Source organism: Phytobacter sp. MRY16-398 (assembly GCF_003925915.1).
In the GTDB taxonomy this organism is placed as follows: domain Bacteria; phylum Pseudomonadota; class Gammaproteobacteria; order Enterobacterales; family Enterobacteriaceae; genus Phytobacter; species Phytobacter diazotrophicus.
Window position 1 is genome coordinate 177,747 of the sequence record NZ_AP018756.1, and the last position, 17,880, is coordinate 195,626.

A 17,880-nucleotide genomic window follows, 5' to 3' on the forward strand; every position below is an offset into this window, starting at 1 on the left:
TTAATGTAGTGTGCCGCTGCCTGACGCCAGTTCGAGCAATCTGGCGAAGGTGACATCCTGGTTGAGAAGCTCGCCGACAATCTGCCCACGGTTAAACACCAGCGCCCGGTTGCAGATATGCGCCACCTCTTCCAGGTCATTGGAGATGACCAGAATGGCGACGCCGTTTTGCAGCGCCTGATTGAGCAGGTCATAGATTTCCGCACGCGCGCCGACATCAACGCCCGCGGACGGGTCTTCCAGAATGAGCAGTGGAGCATTGAGTGAAAGCCAGCGCGCCATCACGACTTTTTGTTGGTTGCCGCCGGACAACGCGCTGATTTCAATGTTGATCTGCGCTGGCCGGACATCGAACTGGCGGATTTTCTCCCAGCTCATCGGCGCTTCGCTTTTTTCGTTATAGCGGGACAGCGGGGCGTGACCGTGTTTACACGGGTTCATAAACAAGTTTTCACGCACCATCATGCCCGGAATCAGACTTTCATGAAGGCGATCGCCTGCGACAAAAGAGACGCCCGCAGACATCGCCTCCCCTGGTGTTGTCGCCGTAAACGGCACGCCATTTAATGTGATTTGTCCGCTTTCCTGCGTACGGCAGGCAAACAGCAAACGTCCAATCTCTTCCTGTCCGGCGCCGCGCAGACCGGCGAGCGCCACCATCTCACCAGCACGAAGCTCGAAAGAGACGGGGCCGGTATCACCCACTTTGACGTTGTCCATCTTTAACAGCACCGGCGCATCACCGTCGGGTAACGCCTGGCGCTGGTCGTCACGCAGACTTTCGCCAACAATCAGTTCGACCAGACCACGCAGGGTGTAGTGGTCGATGTCACCACCACCTGCATAGCAACCATCGCGCATGGCGCAGACGGAATCGGCCATCTCCATCACCTCATCCAGACGATGGGTGATATAAATCATGCCGACCTGTTTTTCCCGCAGGATGTTCATTACCCGAAACAGGTGGCGAACATCGTCCGCGGGAAGAGAGGCCGTCGGCTCATCAAGCACCAGCACCGAGGCATCAACCGCTACCGCACGGGCTATTGCCAGCAGCGATTTTTCAGTGCGGGAGAGGTCGAACACGCGGTCATCCGGATCAAGCTGAATGCCGATATCTTCCAGCGCTTTTTGCGCCTGACGACGTGTTGCCGCCCAGTCAATCAGCCCAAAGCGACGGGGAAAACCCATCACCAGCGCCATGTTTTCCGCGACAGTCATCCACTCCACCAGACCTAAGTCCTGATGGATAAAGGCAATAGGCTGCTCGTTGCCCCGGCGCAGCGCGGCGGCAGAATCCACCGGCTCACCGCGAAACAGGATTTCGCCACCGTCGCGGGAATAGACACCGGCCAGTACTTTGATCAGCGTGGATTTGCCCGCACCGTTCTCCCCCAGCAGCGCCACAACCTTGCCCGGATAGATATCCAGGCTGACGTTGTTGACCGCCACATTTCCCCCAAAGCGCTTAACGATATGGCGCATGGATAACAAAGGAGATAACACTGCTGCTTCTGCCATTTAAGATGACCTCCCACCGAGGGAATGAGAACGTTGTGCGACCTGTAAATTTCACTATGCGAAATCTGATTTCAAATATAGCGATCATAATTTGACAAAGCAATTGCTGGATATATTTTTGAAATGTAATAAAATCAATAAATTACAAATTTTCTGTTCAGATCGTGAAGTGAAACACACTTTGCGCTACCATCAGGTCGCCACAAAAAGGAGGCGAAAGCGATGAACACCAAAGAGAGTGAAAACACGCAGGAGAAAGAGAGGCCGGCAGGAAGCCAGAGCTTGTTTCGCGGTTTGATGTTGATAGAGATACTGAGCAATTACCCGAACGGTTGTCCGCTGGCGCATTTGTCCGAACTGGCGGGGCTGAATAAAAGTACCGTGCACCGATTGCTGCAAGGGCTGCAATCCTGTGGCTACGTGACCCCCGCGCCCGCTGCCGGGAGTTATCGCTTAACCACAAAATTTATCGCTGTCGGACAAAAGGCGCTCACGTCGCTGAATATTATCCATGTTGCCGCGCCGCATCTGGAAGCGCTGAACCTGGCGACCGGGGAAACCATCAATTTCTCCAGCCGCGAAGACGATCACGCCATTCTGATTTACAAACTGGAACCGACGACGGGTATGCTGCGTACGCGCGCCTATATTGGTCAGCATATGCCGCTGTACTGCTCGGCGATGGGTAAAATCTATATGGCCTTCGGTCAGCCCGATTATGTGAAAGAGTACTGGGAGACGCATCAGGAACAGATTCAACCGTTGACGCGTAATACCATTACCGGCCTGCCCGCGATGTACGACGAGCTGGCGCAGATCCGCGAAACCAGTATGGCGATGGATCGTGAAGAAAATGAGCTGGGCGTCTCCTGCATTGCTGTCCCGGTGTTTGATATTCACCACCGCGTGCCGTACGCCATCTCTATTTCGCTTTCTACATCACGCCTGAAACAGATTGGCGAGAAAAACCTGCTCAAACCGCTGCGTGATACGGCGCAGGCTATCTCTAACGAGCTGGGATTTACGCTGCGCGTGTAGGCAGAAGGCCAGATGTGATCAGGCAAATGAACGATTTACCCGCTTTCCCCATCGGGATCAAAGCGAAGACGGTTCATTCTCTGGCACTCTGAACGGAATTTTTCTGTATCAGGGGTGTGGAGAATGAACCGTTTTATACTTGCGGATTCGACCAAATGTATCGGCTGTCGTACCTGTGAAGTCGCCTGTGTGGTCTCACACCAGCAGGATCAGGACTGCGCGGCTATCTCCCCGCAAACCTTCAGCGCACGGATTCGCGTGGTAAAAACCGGCTCTTTTTCCACGGCGGTCACCTGTCGTCACTGTGAAGACGCCCCATGCGCCAATGTTTGCCCGGTAGGGGCCATCAGCCGGGTCAATGGCGCAGTGTATGTGGAGCAGACGCTGTGCATCGGTTGTAAGAGTTGCATGCTGGCCTGCCCGTTCGGCGCCATGCAGGTGACGATGGAAAATGACCAGGTACAGGCGCAAAAATGCGATCTGTGTCTGCACCGTGAAACCGGACCTGCCTGTGTGGAAGCCTGCCCGACCAGCGCATTAGCATGCATCGATCCCATCAGGCTGCGACAAAGCCGCCTCAACAGTCATTTAGCGTAACGTATTGACGTTTCTGGTTAAGAGATGCGAAGAGGAGGCCCTCATCAAGAGGGCCGGATTGCTGATTACGCGTGCTCACGCCAGGCGATTTCAATTTCCTCGGCGAGGATTTTCACGCCGGCTTCGATTTTTTCCGGGTCTGGCACATAGTTCATGCGCATACACTGGTGCGTGTGCGGCCATGGCTTATCCAGCCCAGGAAAGAAATAGTCGCCGGGGACCATTAACACGCCGCGCTTTTTCAGACGCTGGTACAGCAGCTCGGTCGTGATCGGCAGGTCTTTAAACCACAACCAGAGGAAGATGGCCCCTTCGGGCTTGTGGATCAGGCAGCGCTCTTCCTGCAGGTAGCGGCGAATAATCGCGATCGTTTCCTGCACACGCTGGTAGTAAAACGGCTTAATCACGGTTTCTGACAGGCGCAGCAGATCGTTGCGCTTAATCATTTCGCACATCATGGCCGGGCCAATACCGCCCGGTGCGAGACTGATAATGCCGTTCATATTACGGATGGCGGATATCACCTTGTCGTTGGCGATGATAATACCGCAACGGCTTCCCGGCAGACCCAGCTTCGACAGGCTCATGCAGAGGATAATATTCGGATTCCATAAAGGCCGCGCTTCGCTAAAAATAATGCCCGGGAAGGGGACGCCATAGGCGTTATCAATAACCAGCGGAATGCCGTGTTGATTGGCCAGCGCATCCAGTTTGATCAGCTCTTCATCGGTAATGACGTTACCGGTTGGGTTGGTCGGGCGCGATACGCAGATCATCCCGGTCTCTTCACCGATGTGCAGGTGTTCGAAATCGACATGGTATTTGAACTGGCCGTCCGGCAGCAGTTCGATATTCGGGCGTGCGGAGACAAATAGATCTTCTTCCAGCCCGGAATCGGCGTAGCCGATGTACTCAGGCGCTAATGGAAACAGCACCTTACTGGTGGTTCCGTCGGCACGGCGACCAGCAAACAGATTGAATAAGTAGAAAAACGCGCTTTGGCTGCCGTTTGTCAGTGCAATATTTTGTGGTTCAATGTCCCAGCCCAGTTCATCGCGCAGCATGCTTGCCAGCGCCGTCAGCAGTTCGGTCTTCCCTTGTGGGCCATCGTAATTACACAGCGCATCAGTGGCTTTGCCGTTTTCGACCATTTCTGCCAGCAGATTATGGAAGTAGTCGGTCATCGCCGGAATTTGCGCCGGGTTACCGCCGCCGAGCATGATGGCGCCCGGTGTGCGCAGGCCATCGTTAAGGTCTTCCATCAGGCGGGTGATGCCAGCGTGACGGGTAAATTTGTCGCCGAAAAGTGAAAATGTCATAGCTGCTGTTCTGTCGGGCCGATTTTAAAAATGGCTAACCATAGCGCTACATACCCTGCTGTGCAAATCGGATGAGATGGGGTGTGGTGACGTTTTATTTTGTGAATTTATGGTTTGGCGGGTTTTTATATTGTGATGCCGATGAGTTTGTCGTCCCGGCCAGCGCAGCGCCGCCGGGGAATATACTGGAAGGCGGCGTAAACGCTACGCAGGAAGAGAATTAGCGATTCCCCGCCCAGACCACCATCACTTTGTCGCCGTTGTGCTCGCGCACGAAGCCGTATCCTTGTGGCAGGCTAAGCGTTGTCTGCTTACCCGCCCCCAGTGCCGGGTGACGCGCGCGGAATTGCCCCAGCGTTTGCCAGTGTTGCAGGGTTGGCGCCGCCTTGCCGTTGATGTCCTGCCAGTTCATGTCCGAACGTGTCCCCTGTAGCGGGTCGGAGCCGGTCGGCCCGAAAGGCCGGCTGGTTTCATCGCCATAAAAAATCTGTACTGCCCCTGGCGCCAGCATCAGCAACTCTGCCGCTTCCTGACCGCCGTCGCGGAACAGACGCGTGTCATGGGAAGAGAGATAACTCAGCGCATTAAAGCCCTGCAGCTTTTCTGCCATCTGCTGCCAGACGAGATCCATATTCGCCAGGCATTTCACCGCACCCGCGGCCTGTTCCTGGTAATCAAAATTGATCATCGCGTCGAAGCCATGGTTGTAATAATCGCTGCGCATGACACCGTGCCCCCAGGATTCTCCGGTCATCCAGAACGGCGCGTCGTCGAGTTTTTTCTGCGGGTTCGCTTTTTTCCATTCGGCCAGCGCGTCGATGGCCTGGGTTTTCAACTGCTGCCAGGCCGCGAGTTCGACATGCTTGGCGGTATCGACCCTGAAACCGTCGATGCCGTAATCACGCACCCACTGACTTAGCCAGTGGGTCAGGTAATCTCGCGGCGTGTAGCCAGGTATCTCTCGTGCGGCGGTATCGGGTTTATGACGATAAAAGTTCGGTAATCCTGACGGCGTGGTGGATTCGGTTTTCAGATCCGGCAGAAAGGCCAGCGACATGGTCAGGTCATCGAAGCCGGGGTTGTCGTAGTCGCCAATATCGGTGCGGATCCACTTTTTGCCCCACCAGTTCTCCCAGGCCGCTTTGTCGCTGAAATTGATAAAGTCGTTAAAGCTGTGCCAGCTTTGCCCCGGGCCTGGCCGCCAGTCTGTCCAGCGCTCGCCGAGCACTTTTTTGCGCTCTTCACCCTGAACATACAGCGCGCCGAACTGAAATTCCTGCATATCTGCCAGCGTCGCGTAGCCGGTGTGGTTCATCACCACGTCAAAAAGGATACGGATACCGCGCTTATGGGCTTCATCGACCAGAGTATGTAAATCCGCTTCGCTGCCCATGTTGGCGTCCAGACGGGTCCAGTCCTGCGTGTAGTAGCCATGGTAGGCGTAATGCGGAAAATCGCCTTTTGTTCCACCGCCTACCCAGCCGTGGATTTGCTCAAGCGGGGAGCTGATCCACAGGGCATTGACGCCAAGCTGCTGCAGGTAGTCGAGTTTGCTGGTAAGCCCCTTCAGGTCGCCGCCGTGAAAGGTGCCAATCTCCTGCATCCCGTCTTTGTGGCGTCCGTAGCTGTTGTCATTCGACGGATCGCCGTTGACGAAGCGGTCAGTCAGCACGAAATAGACCGTCGCGTTTTGCCAGCTAAAGGGGGCAGGGGCGGTGGTTTCAGCGCGTTCGAGCAGCAGCAGGCCGCCGCTACCGTTAGCCGGTTGCAGCGTTATCTTTCCGTTTTGCACCATCGCTGTTTTCTGGCTGTAGAAATCGCGCACCATGCTCCCTTCCGGGAATGTCTTGCTGACGTCCAGCGTCAGGGCTTTACCGTCCCAGGTGGGGCACTGGCGCACGACATTAACGGCCTGGGTGACGGCTTCGCTTTTTACCGACAGCATTAGCGTTGGCGTGCCGGAGCGGGTATCGAGTTGAATCTGATAATTCCCTTCACGAAAAACGCGCCACTGGGGGGCATCGCCTGTGCAGGGTTTAAGGGAGAGCATCTGGTTGAGTTTGATGTCGGCGGCAGGCTGCCAGCATTGTTGATCAAGGTGCAGCGTCAGCGGGTATGACCCTTTCTGTAATGTGCTGTTGCTACGCCAGACTCCGGTACCATCATCGGAAAAGGCAGAGAGACCGGGAGCCGACCAGTTAGCGCTGGCGAAGGCCGGTATAAGCAGGAGAAAAAGGGCACTGTATTTCATCTGATCCTTCCCGAGGCATCCGTTTTTACCATTGTGTCATTAGCCCGGCGCGGGCAACTCATCCCGTGAGCGCAATCGCCAGGGTGGAGAGCGCCGGGTGAGTGATCGTGCGCAAATTTTGCGCAGAATTTGCGATAACCGCCACAAATCTATGCTGTTGTTTTCGTGACGTAGCAGGTTTGAGATGACAGGCTTTCGGAATTGGATTATTTCTGTACGTGCCCTGAAGCGCTATTTTTGATATGATTTGAGATTCAGCTCTCAAAATTGTGTAAAAAATAAGGTGTTGGAATGTTTATATCCGACCAGGAGACTTAATGATATCGACTCCCTTGCGACGACTAGGGGCCACGATACTCATGTTACTCACCATCGCATTTTCAGGTGAGGTGCTTGCGCAGACGCACAGCAAAACAGCGAGTCACAAAGCCCCAATCTCAAAGACGACCGGTACAAAACAGGCAAGCAGTAAACAAGAGTATTCTCGCAATAGTGTAAATAGCAGTTCACTTCCTGACTTGCGAAAATACCCTTCCGGAGCACCAAGAAAGAAAGCGTTTCTCCGGACGGTCATGCCTTATATTACCAGTCAAAATGCAGCGATTACCGCTGACCGTAACTGGCTGATGTCACGTCAATATAGCCAACAATGGTCGACGGCGGACCGTACACGCTTGAAGGATATCGCCAAACGCTACAAGGTGAGCTGGTCTGGCAATACCCGCCGTATTCCGTGGAATGCGTTGATGGAACGCGTGGATATTATCCCGGACAGTATGGTCGCGACCATGGCGGCGGCGGAAAGCGGCTGGGGTACTTCAAAACTGGCGCGTACCAACAACAACCTGTTCGGCATGAAATGCGGGAAAGGCAGTTGTAAAAACGGTCCAGGCAAAGTGAAAGGTTATTCGCACTTTGAATCGGTGAAAGAGTCCGTGGATGCTTATGTGGTGAATCTGAACACTCACCCGGCTTATGCTTCTTTCCGTAAGTCCCGTGCGCAGTTGCGTAAAGCGGACCAGGAAGTGACAGCCAGCAACATGATTCATAAGCTGAAAGGCTACTCAACGAAAGGCGCGAGCTATAACAACTATCTGTTTGCCATGTATCAGGACAACCAGCAACTCATCGCCTCGCACATGTAATAGTCACATGTCATTGCATAACGCCTTCCACCCGGAAGGCGTTTTTCTTTCCTGAATACTCTGTTCCTGAATTCCCGGTTAAATCAGTGTCTCACCGTAGCGTTCACGGTAATCCTTCGGCGTGCTGTCGTACTCTTTGCGAAATACCGAATAGAAATATTGCAGTGACGGATAGCCACACATCTGCGAAATTTCGTTGATGGAAAGGGAGGTGGAAACCAGCAGGCTGCGTGCTTTTTCCAGTTTTTCCGCGTGGATCACCGCATGGATGGTTTCGCCCACTTCCTCTTTAAAGCGCTTTTCCAGATTCGAACGTGAAATCCCGACGGCATCCAGCACTTGCTCTACTTTGATACCCTTACAGGCGTGATTACGGATGTAATGCATCGCCTGAATGACCGCCGGGTCATTCAGGGAGCGGTAATCCGTTGAGCGTCGCGCCACCACACGTACCGGTGGAACCAGCAGACGCTGCAGTGGCATCGGCTCGTTGTCCAGCAGGCGATGCAGCAGTTTCGCCGCCTGATAGCCCATCTGCCGGGTTCCCTGCGCAACCGACGAGAGCGCCACGCGTGACAGGTAGCGAGTCAGCTCTTCGTTGTCGATGCCAATCACGCAGAGTTTCTCCGGCACCGGAATATGCAGATGGTCGCACACCTGGAGCACGTGACGGGCGCGGGCATCGGTAACGGCAATAATGCCCGTCTGCGGTGGCAGCGTTTGTAGCCAGTCAGCCAGCCGATTTTGGGCGTGCTGCCAGTTCTCAGGCGCGGTGGTCAGCCCCTGATAGACCACCCCGCGGTATTTCTCCTGTGCGACCAACTGACAAAACGCATGCTCTCGCTCAACGGCCCAACGTTTACCGCTGGAGGTGGGCAGACCATAGAACGCAAAACGGTGCACCCCTTTCTCTTTGAGATGCAAAAAGGCCTGCTCGACCAGGGCAAAGTTATCGGTGGCGATGTAGTGCACCGGAGGGTAGTTTTCCGGTGCGTGATAGGAGCCGCCGACGCCGACAATCGGTACGTCGACATCGGCCAGCAGGCGCTCAATTTCAGGATCGTCATAGTCGGCAATGACGCCATCGCCGAGCCACTCTTTGATGTTTTCGATGCGGGTACGGAAATCTTCCTCGATGAAGATATCCCACTCAGATTGTGACGCCTGCAAATATTCACCAACCCCTTCAACCACCTGGCGGTCATAGGCTTTGTTGGCATTGAATAACAACGTAATGCGGTGGCGTTTCTCGAACATATCGGTTCCGTCGCTGGTTAATCATTAATTCTGATTATCATATTCGGCACACTGCCGGAGAAAAATCTTCCGGCAGTGTGATCGCTCCTGGTTTCACGCCCGACGTTTGGTGGCGGAGTCCATCCATACCGCCAACAGCAAAATGGCTCCTTTCACGATGTACTGCCAGAACGTGGGCACATCCATCATGCTCATGCCGTTATCCAGGGACGCCATGATAAATGCCCCCATCACCGCGCCCGCCACGCTACCAATCCCGCCCGCGAGGCTGGTGCCGCCGATAACGCAGGCGGCGATAGCGTCCAATTCAGCAATGTTGCCCGCCGAGGGTGAACCCGCCCCCAGACGTGAGCTGAGAATCAGCCCGGCAATCGCTACCATCAAGCCGTTAATGGCGAACACCGCCAGCTTGGTGCGTTCCACGTTGATCCCGGACAGGCGTGCGGCCTCCAGGTTACCACCGATAGCGTAGATACGACGACCAAACGCGGTACGCGTAGCCATAAACATCCCCGCCAGCAGCAGGAAGACGAGCAGCAATACCGGCGTCGGAACACCGCGATAATCATTGAGCAGCCAAATGGCACCGAGCACCAGCACGGCGATGAGCGACTGGCGACCCACGACAGAGGTGGATGCGGTGGTGGTCAGCCCCATCGCCTGGCGGCGCAGTCGTCCACGCCACTGCCACAGAATGAAGGCGACAAGCCCCAGCGCACCCACGCCGAAACCGACACCATCAGGCAGATAACTTTGCCCGATTTGCGACATGGCAGCGCTGGTGGGTGAGACGGTTGTGCCATTGGTGATGCCAATCAGCACGCCGCGAAACGCCAGCATCCCCGCAAGGGTGACGATAAACGACGGCACCTTACGGTAGGCGACCCACCAGCCGTTCCAGGCACCTAACAGTAATCCCAGTACCAGCGTGACCACAATGGTCAGCGGTAAAGGCCAGCCCAGCCAGACGTCGAAAATCGCCGCCGCGCCGCCCAGCAGACCCATCATCGAGCCCACGGAGAGGTCGATTTCCGCCGAGATAATGACGAACACCATGCCAACGGCCAAGATGCCAGTAATGGCCGTCTGGCGCAGCAGGTTTGAGACGTTACGCGCGCTCAGGTAAGCGCCGTCGGTCATCCAGGTAAAGAACAGCATGATCACAGCGATGGCCGCAATCATGACAAAGACCTGGAAATTCAGAGACTTCAATCCTTTGAAGGCACCCGGTACCGGGGCGGATAGTTTCATTTCAGACGGGTTGCTTTTCGACATGATGTTCGCTCCTCAGCGCCGCTTCCATGACCTGCTCCTGGGTCAGTTGATGATTAATTAGGTCGGCTTTTAGCTTGCCTTCATGCATCACCAGTACCCGATCGCTGAGCCCCAGCACTTCGGGCAATTCGGAAGAGATGACAATAACGGCAATCCCCTGCTGTACCAGTTGATTGATTAATTTATAAATTTCGTATTTCGCGCCGATATCAATCCCGCGCGTCGGTTCGTCGAGGATCAGAATGCGCGGGTTGAGCAGCAGGCAGCGGGCAAGAATGGCTTTTTGCTGATTCCCACCGCTCAGGCGACCAATCGCCAGGTCGGGGGAGGAGGTTTTCACTTTTAGACGTTGCAGCGACTGCAAAATGCAATGCTGCTCTGCTGCATCGTCCAGGCTACTCAGCGTGCCGGAAAACTGGTCCAGCGCCGCGAGGGTGATGTTTTTACCGACGGCCATCACGGGGACGATGCCATCTTTTTTGCGGTCTTCTGGCACCATCGCGATACCACTGGCAATCGCCTGCTGGCAGTTATGGATGTGCACCTGTTTGCCATCAAGGAAAATATTGCCTTCCCAACGTCCCGGCCAGACGCCAAACAGGCACTGTACCGCTTCGGTTCGCCCGGCGCCCACCAGCCCGGCAATACCCAAAATTTCGCCACGTTTAAGGGAGAAAGAGACGTCATTGACTCGCTTGATGTGTTTATTGACCGGATGCCAGGCGGTTAAATGCTCAACACGTAAGATCTCATCGCCGGTGGTGTGCGGTTCGTTGGGGTAGAGGGCGGTGAGTTCGCGGCCCACCATCATGGTGATGATGTCGTCTTCGCTCATCCCGGTGGCATCTCGTGTGCCGATATGCTGACCATCGCGGATCACGCAGATGATGTCAGAAATAGCCTTCACCTCGTTGAGTTTGTGCGAGATATAAATACAGGCGATACCGTGGTTTTGCAGATCGCGAATGATATCCAGTAAGACGGCTGTTTCCTGCTCGGTGAGTGAGGCGGTCGGTTCATCAAGAATAAGCAGACGGACCTGTTTATTCAGCGCTTTGGCGATTTCTACCAGTTGCTGTTGCCCAAGCCCGAGATCGCCGACACGGGTATTGGGGGAAATCGTCAGACTGACCTGGGCGAGCAGCTTTTCGCAGCGCAGCGTCATGGTGTCGTAGTCCATCACGCCGTGATGGGTGATCTCGGTGCCAAGAAAGATGTTTTCCAGCACCGTCAGGTGTTTAACCAGCGCCAGTTCCTGATGGATTATCGCAATGCCTTTACGCTCGGTATCACGGATATGCCCGGCCTGTAGGGTTTCGCCAGCAAAAACAATTTCGCCGTCATAGCTGCCCCAGGGATAGATGCCGCACAGTACTTTCATCAGCGTGGATTTGCCGGAGCCGTTTTCACCGCAAAGGGATAACACCTCGCCTGCATTGAGCCGCAGACTCACGTTATCAACGGCCTTGACCGCGCCAAAGGCCTTGGTGATGTTCTTCATTTCAAGTAAATAAGGCATAACTGCTCCACGTAATTCGAGGTATTCACAGTGCCTGAAGACATGTTCCGGCGTGCCTCCTGTCGGGAGACACGCCGCGAGGCTTAGAGCTGATCTTTCTGATGGAACCCGTCTTTGATAACCGTGGCGTCGATGTTGTCTTTGGTGACTTCAATCGGCGTCAGCAGACGGGCGGGGACGTCTTTCAGACCGTTATTGAGGGTGGAGTCCGCTTTTGGCTGTTTGCCATTACCGAGCTCAACGGCGATTTCTGCGGCCGTGTTAGCCAGTTGGGTGATGGGCTTATAGACCGTCATGGTCTGGCTGCCGTTGATCAGGCGTTTAATCCCGGCGAGGTCGGCATCCTGGCCTGAAATGACGACTTTGCCTGCCAGGCCTTGAGCGCTCAGCGCCTGAATTGCGCCGCCTGCGGTCGCATCGTTAGACGCCACGACCGCGTCGATTTTGTTGTTGTTCGCCGTGAGGGCGTTTTCCATGATTTTCAGCGCATTTTCAGGCAGCCAGCCGTCGACCCACTGATCGCCGACAATTTTAATCTTGCCGCTATCAATGTACGGTTTTAATACTTTCATTTGGCCTGCGCGGAACAACTTAGCGTTATTATCAACGGGCGAACCGCCCATTAAAAAGTAATTGCCCTGAGGCACTTTGCTGACCAGGCTTTGCGCCTGCAATTCACCAACCTTTTCATTATCGAAGGAAATATAAAAATCAATGTCGGCATTATTGATCATACGGTCATAAGCCAACACTTTAATCCCTTCTTGTTTGGCCTCTTTTACAACATTACTTAATACCTGACCGTTGTAGGGAATAATAACCAGAACATCAACGCCGCGGTTGATCATATTTTCGATTTGCGACATCTGGGTTTCTTCATTACCGTTAGCCGACTGGACAAAAACCGTAGCACCCAGCGATTCGGCTTTTTTCACGAAAATATCACGGTCTTTCTGCCAACGTTCGAGGCGTAAGTCATCAATCGCCATACCGATTTTTACTTCTTTTGCGTGACCCGCCATGCTGGCGAGCAGCAAAGAAGCACACAAAGTAAGGCAAAGGTTCTTTATCTTCATAATAGTAATACCTTTTTGTAGGGTGACGAAGCGAGATAAAAGAAACATGCACTGCGATGAACGTTGCAAATTTTTAACGCGTAAACGGTGGCTGGCAATTCCTGGTTTTTATCCCGGCGTTATGTTTTTTGGTTTATTTGTGGAAGTTTGACGGTGATCTGATTTTAAAATAAGCGGAAACGGTTTTGCAGGCGGCAACAATTAAGCAAACGGCCTGGTTATGGCTTATTTTGCGAGGTGGCGCACATTTGCGTATTCTCTTAATGTCAGTGTGAAATAACGTAATTGAGCAAGGCGAGGAGAGAATCCAGTATTACCTGGAAAATGAATCTTTGCCGACACCTGATTATGGAGCTCATTATGCATGCTTATTTCGACCAGCTCGAACGTGTTCGTTATGAAGGCCCGAAAACAACCAACCCTTTAGCGTTTCGTCATTACAACCCGGACGAGTTAGTGCTGGGTAAGCGAATGGAAGATCACCTGCGCTTTGCCGCCTGCTACTGGCATACCTTCTGCTGGAACGGTGCGGATATGTTTGGTGTGGGATCATTCGACAGACCGTGGCAACAGCCGGGCGACGCGCTGGCGCTGGCGGAGCGCAAAGCGGATGTAGCGTTTGAGTTCTTCCACAAACTGAATGTGCCTTACTACTGCTTCCACGATGTCGATGTCTCGCCGGAAGGGGCTTCGCTGAAAGAGTACCTGAATAACTTTGCCCACATGGTGGATGTGCTGGCGCAAAAACAGCAGCAGAGCGGCGTGAAACTGCTGTGGGGTACCGCCAACTGCTTTACTAACCCGCGCTATGGCGCAGGGGCTGCCACTAACCCGGATCCCGAAGTATTTAGCTGGGCTGCGACCCAGGTCGTCACCGCGATGAACGCAACTCATCAGTTGGGCGGCGAAAACTACGTGCTGTGGGGCGGTCGTGAAGGCTATGAAACCCTGCTCAATACCGATCTGCGTCAGGAGCGCGAGCAGATTGGCCGCTTCATGCAGATGGTTGTTGAACACAAACATAAAATCGGCTTCCGTGGCACGCTGCTGATTGAGCCAAAACCGCAGGAACCGACCAAACATCAATATGATTATGATGTGGCAACGGTGTACGGCTTCCTCAAACAGTTCGGTCTGGAAAAAGAGATTAAAGTGAACATCGAGGCGAACCACGCCACGCTGGCCGGCCACTCTTTCCACCATGAAATTGCCTCTGCCATCGCGCTGGGTATCTTCGGCTCGGTCGATGCTAACCGCGGCGACGCGCAACTGGGTTGGGATACAGATCAGTTCCCAAACAGCGTGGAAGAGAACGCGCTGGTGATGTATGAAATCATCAAAGCGGGCGGCTTTACCACTGGTGGCCTGAACTTTGACGCCAAAGTGCGTCGTCAGAGCACCGACAAATACGATCTGTTCTATGGCCACATTGGCGCAATGGACACCATGGCGCTGGCGCTGAAAGTGGCCGCGCGGATGAGTGAAGACGGTGAGCTGGATAAACGCGTCGCGAAACGCTATGCCGGCTGGAATGGTGAACTTGGCCAGCAAATTCTGCAGGGCCAGCTAACGCTTGCTGAACTGGCGAAGTACGCTGAACAGCAAAACCTGGCGCCACGCCATCAGAGCGGGCATCAGGAATTGTTGGAAAATCTGGTAAACCATTACCTGTTCGACAAGTAACCGGCGCTGGCCTGCATTCGGGCCTGCACACCGACCAGGCCCGGAACGCGTTGCGTTACCGGGCAGTTTTTTTAAGGAGCCATCTATGTATATCGGGGTTGATCTTGGCACATCAGGGGTAAAAGCAATTTTGCTCAGTGAGCAGGGCACCGTACTGGCCTCACAAACGGAAAAGTTAACGGTGTCGCGCCCGCGCCCTTTGTGGTCGGAGCAGGACCCGTTGCACTGGTGGCAGGCCACGGACCGGGCGATTCGCGCCCTCGGCGAACAGCATTCATTACAGCAGGTGAAGGCCATTGGCCTGGCCGGGCAGATGCACGGCGCCACGCTGCTTGATAACGAAAATCAGGTACTTCGTCCGGCTATTTTGTGGAATGACGGGCGCTGCGCCGAAGAGTGTGCGCTGCTGGAAGCGCAGGTAAAAAACGCACGGGCGATAACCGGCAACCTGATGATGCCGGGGTTCACCGCGCCAAAATTACTATGGGTGAAGCGCCACGAACCTGACGTGTTTGCCCGCGTGGCGAAAGTCCTGCTGCCGAAAGATTATTTGCGCTGGCAAATGACCGGACAGTACGCCAGCGATATGTCGGACTCCGCAGGAACGATGTGGCTGGATGTGGCAAAACGCGACTGGAGCGACGAGATGCTTGCCGCCTGCGCGCTGACCCGCGACCATATGCCTGCCTTGTTCGAAGGCAGCGACATCACAGGCACCTTGCTGCCGGAGGTGGCAGCGCGCTGGGGCATGGCACAGGTTGCCGTCGTCGCAGGTGGTGGCGATAACGCGGCGGGTGCCGTCGGCGTTGGCATGGCGGACGCCGGGCAGGCGATGCTCTCCCTGGGAACGTCCGGCGTCTATTTTGCGGTCAGCGAAGGTTTCCTCAGTAATCCCGAAAGCGCGGTGCACAGTTTCTGCCATGCGCTACCGGGACGCTGGCATCTGATGTCGGTCATGCTCAGCGCCGCCTCCTGCCTGGACTGGGCCGCGAAGCTGACCCGGCTGGATTCTGTACAGGCGCTGATTGCCGCAGCGGAACAGGCGGATGACAGCGCGGGCGATCTCTGGTTCTTACCCTATCTTTCCGGCGAGCGTACGCCGCATAACAACCCGGAAGCCAAAGGCGTGTTCTTTGGCCTGACCCATCAGCACGGGCCGAATGAGCTGGCGAAATCGGTGCTCGAAGGGGTGGGCTATGCGCTGGCAGACGGGATGGATGTGGTGCACGCCTGCGGCGTGAAGCCGCAAAGCATCACGCTTATCGGCGGTGGGGCGCGCAGCAGCTACTGGCGACAGATGCTGGCGGACATCAGCGGGCAGCAGCTTGATTACCGCACGGGGGGCGATGTCGGCCCGGCTTTAGGCGCGGCACGTCTGGCGCAAATTGCCGCCAACCCGGATGTCCCGGTGACCCGCCTGTTGCCACAACTGCCGATTGAACAGCAGCACCAGCCGGATGCCGCGCGCCATGCGTTGTATCAACCGCGTCGCGAAACCTTCCGTCGTATTTATCAGCAGCTTTTACCGCTGATGTCGTAACGTCTGTGTCCTCCCCGTTTGCGCGGGGAGGATGTTCGTCTGTAATCCACCTGATGATGTCCTTTTTTGGTCTTAGCACCTTGCTCACTCCTTGCCAGAATAGCCCTACACCCACTGCGTAAGGAGTCCCAAAATGTCACGTACCGCCCTTATCAATATTGATACTCAGAACTCTTTCCTGCATCGCGATAGCTGGCAGGAGGACAATTTTCCCGCTTTTCGCGACGCCATGTTGAACCTGATTGCCGGCTGTATTGCGCGGGATGTGCCGGTGGTAGACATTTTTCATGTCGCTGACGGCGGGCCGTTCGCGCTGGAAAGTGGTTATGTCGCGCCAATGGCCTTTTTGCAACATCAGCCTGCGGTGACTTTCTACAAGCATGTGCACAATGCCTTTACCGATACCGGGCTGGATCACTGGCTGCGTAAACAGGATATTAATCATGTCATTATTTGCGGGATGCGCACCGAACAGTGCTGCGAAACGACGGCCCGCGTGGCGTCAGATCTTGGCTACAGAGTGACCTTTGTCAGTGAAGCGACGTTAACCTTCCCGATGACGCATAAAGGGATTACGCTGGACTGCGACGCGCTGCGTCATCGTACGGAAACGGTGCTCGAAGGCCGTTTCGCCACCGTGAAAACTGTCAGTGAAACTCTGGGATCCCTATGACCACCGATGTCTGGTTCGTGATGTTGCCGGGCGTGCTGGCGCTGGATATGACCGGCCCGGCAGAAACCTTCTCCCTGGCGGGTGAGGCCTTTCGCTTGCATTACATTGGACCGGACGCAGAGGTGCCGACCTCTATCGGCCTGACGATGGGCAATATTGCGCCGCTGCCGGACAGCCTGCCGGAAGGTAGCCTGCTGGTATTGCCCGGCGTTCATCAGTCCGCACGCTATTTTGCTACGCCCCAGGCTGATACCGTCCGCCACTGGCTGATGCGTATGCAACCGCTGATCCATAGCCAGAAGGTGCTGCTGATGTGTGTCTGTTCCGGCTCGCTATTAGCGGCAAAAGCAGGGCTGATGACGGGGATTCAGTGCACCACGCACCACGATGTGATTGCTCGTCTGAGGGCGGCGGCACCCGCCGCGCTGGTCAAAGAGAACCGGATTTTCATTGAAGACAGAGGGATCTGGACCAGTGCGGGGATCACCTCCGGTATTGACCTGACGCTGCACATTATTCACCGACTGTGCGGGCCGGAAACGGCGCTGGCGGTGGCTCGCGAGATGGTGGTCTGGTTCCGTCGTTCCGGCGATGACCCACAGCTCTCACCGTGGCTGCGCTATCGCAATCATCTCCACCCGGCGGTTCACCGCGCGCAGGATGTGCTTACCGCCGAGCCGCAAAAACCCTGGCAACTGGCGGATATTGCTGAGCAGGCGCACGTGAGTCCACGGCATTTAACACGTCTGTTTCAGCAACATCTGGGCATCAGCGTGCGTGATTATCTGGAACAACTACGTCTGGCGGTGGCCGAACAGTGGCTATTACAGGGGCGGGGTACGGAGCAGGCTGCGATGGCCGCCGGGTTTTCCTCACCCCGCCAGTTGCACCGCGCGCGTCAGCGCGCCGCCGGGTAACGTCACTATTGGTGTTTTCTGAAAAACTGCTCTCCCTCTCCCGCTTCGCCCCCGTGCCTTTACTATGGG

General features: G+C 55.2%; 15 protein-coding genes. 8 read left to right on the forward strand and 7 right to left on the reverse strand.

All coding sequences use genetic code 11. The annotated features are described in order from the left end of the window. Complete coding sequence (locus MRY16398_RS00865) at nucleotides 1-1,521, reverse strand: sugar ABC transporter ATP-binding protein (RefSeq protein WP_039080163.1); 1,521 nt, start codon at nucleotides 1,519-1,521, stop codon at nucleotides 1-3. A gap of 222 nt (nucleotides 1,522-1,743) precedes the next feature. Between MRY16398_RS00865 and yiaJ the strand changes: the two genes are divergently transcribed. Together yiaJ and MRY16398_RS00875 are read left to right on the forward strand one after the other, a co-directional pair. Next, nucleotides 1,744-2,559: an IclR family transcriptional regulator YiaJ gene (yiaJ, locus tag MRY16398_RS00870; protein ID WP_039080164.1), complete on the forward strand. Its 816-nt coding sequence runs from the start codon at nucleotides 1,744-1,746 to the stop codon at nucleotides 2,557-2,559. Between the two features lie 123 nt (nucleotides 2,560-2,682). Then, nucleotides 2,683-3,156 (forward strand): 4Fe-4S dicluster domain-containing protein, encoded by a 474-nt coding sequence (locus MRY16398_RS00875; protein ID WP_071195052.1) that lies wholly within the window; start codon nucleotides 2,683-2,685, stop codon nucleotides 3,154-3,156. A 65-nt stretch (nucleotides 3,157-3,221) separates the two neighbouring features. Here the strand turns inward: MRY16398_RS00875 and avtA are convergent, their stop codons facing one another. Beyond that, entirely contained in the window at nucleotides 3,222-4,475 is a 1,254-nt protein-coding gene (gene avtA / locus MRY16398_RS00880; protein WP_125123727.1) for a valine--pyruvate transaminase, read from the reverse strand. 83 nt (nucleotides 4,476-4,558) lie between these two features. On the opposite strand from avtA, the gene MRY16398_RS30500 reads away from it, so the two are divergent. Continuing rightward, on the forward strand, nucleotides 4,559-4,699 hold the full coding sequence (locus MRY16398_RS30500) for a hypothetical protein (RefSeq protein WP_172600613.1): 141 nt from the start codon (nucleotides 4,559-4,561) through the stop codon (nucleotides 4,697-4,699). Here the strand turns inward: MRY16398_RS30500 and MRY16398_RS00885 are convergent. Then, nucleotides 4,696-6,726 (reverse strand): alpha-amylase, encoded by a 2,031-nt coding sequence (locus tag MRY16398_RS00885; protein ID WP_125123728.1) that lies wholly within the window; start codon nucleotides 6,724-6,726, stop codon nucleotides 4,696-4,698. The two genes, MRY16398_RS30500 and MRY16398_RS00885, sit on opposite strands and share 4 nt — an antisense overlap. Before the next feature lie 317 nt (nucleotides 6,727-7,043). Between MRY16398_RS00885 and MRY16398_RS00890 the strand changes: the two genes are divergently transcribed. Further along, a complete protein-coding gene (locus tag MRY16398_RS00890; RefSeq protein WP_039080168.1) occupies nucleotides 7,044-7,871 on the forward strand; it encodes a protein bax in 828 nt (275 codons plus the stop codon). A gap of 78 nt (nucleotides 7,872-7,949) precedes the next feature. Here the strand turns inward: MRY16398_RS00890 and xylR are convergent, their stop codons facing one another. The 4 genes from xylR to xylF form a co-directional block, all read right to left on the reverse strand. Then, nucleotides 7,950-9,128 carry a D-xylose utilization transcriptional activator XylR gene (gene xylR, locus MRY16398_RS00895; RefSeq protein ID WP_039080169.1) on the reverse strand — a complete coding sequence of 393 codons (1,179 nt, stop codon included), beginning with the start codon at nucleotides 9,126-9,128 and terminating at the stop codon, nucleotides 7,950-7,952. 93 nt (nucleotides 9,129-9,221) lie between these two features. Next, nucleotides 9,222-10,403 (reverse strand): xylose ABC transporter permease XylH, encoded by a 1,182-nt coding sequence (gene xylH / locus MRY16398_RS00900; RefSeq protein ID WP_039080170.1) that lies wholly within the window; start codon nucleotides 10,401-10,403, stop codon nucleotides 9,222-9,224. Next, on the reverse strand, nucleotides 10,381-11,922 hold the full coding sequence (locus MRY16398_RS00905; RefSeq protein WP_039080171.1) for a xylose ABC transporter ATP-binding protein: 1,542 nt from the start codon (nucleotides 11,920-11,922) through the stop codon (nucleotides 10,381-10,383). Before MRY16398_RS00905 ends, xylH begins: the two co-directional genes overlap by 23 nt. Before the next feature lie 83 nt (nucleotides 11,923-12,005). Continuing rightward, on the reverse strand, nucleotides 12,006-12,998 hold the full coding sequence (gene xylF / locus MRY16398_RS00910) for a D-xylose ABC transporter substrate-binding protein (protein WP_039080172.1): 993 nt from the start codon (nucleotides 12,996-12,998) through the stop codon (nucleotides 12,006-12,008). A gap of 360 nt (nucleotides 12,999-13,358) precedes the next feature. Between xylF and xylA the strand changes: the two genes are divergently transcribed. The 4 genes from xylA to MRY16398_RS00930 all read left to right on the forward strand — a co-directional run bounded on the left by xylA (nucleotide 13,359) and on the right by MRY16398_RS00930 (nucleotide 17,811). Further along, nucleotides 13,359-14,681 (forward strand): xylose isomerase, encoded by a 1,323-nt coding sequence (gene xylA, locus MRY16398_RS00915; protein WP_039080173.1) that lies wholly within the window; start codon nucleotides 13,359-13,361, stop codon nucleotides 14,679-14,681. 85 nt (nucleotides 14,682-14,766) lie between these two features. Beyond that, complete coding sequence (gene xylB, locus MRY16398_RS00920) at nucleotides 14,767-16,221, forward strand: xylulokinase (protein ID WP_039080174.1); 1,455 nt, start codon at nucleotides 14,767-14,769, stop codon at nucleotides 16,219-16,221. Between the two features lie 133 nt (nucleotides 16,222-16,354). After that, nucleotides 16,355-16,894, forward strand: coding sequence for an isochorismatase family protein (locus MRY16398_RS00925; RefSeq protein ID WP_039080175.1), 540 nt, complete (start codon nucleotides 16,355-16,357; stop codon nucleotides 16,892-16,894). Then, nucleotides 16,891-17,811, forward strand: a complete 921-nt coding sequence (locus tag MRY16398_RS00930; protein WP_039080176.1) for a GlxA family transcriptional regulator — start codon at nucleotides 16,891-16,893, stop codon at nucleotides 17,809-17,811. The genes MRY16398_RS00925 and MRY16398_RS00930 overlap by 4 nt, the downstream gene beginning before the upstream one ends. The last annotated feature ends 69 nt before the right edge of the window (nucleotides 17,812-17,880 follow it).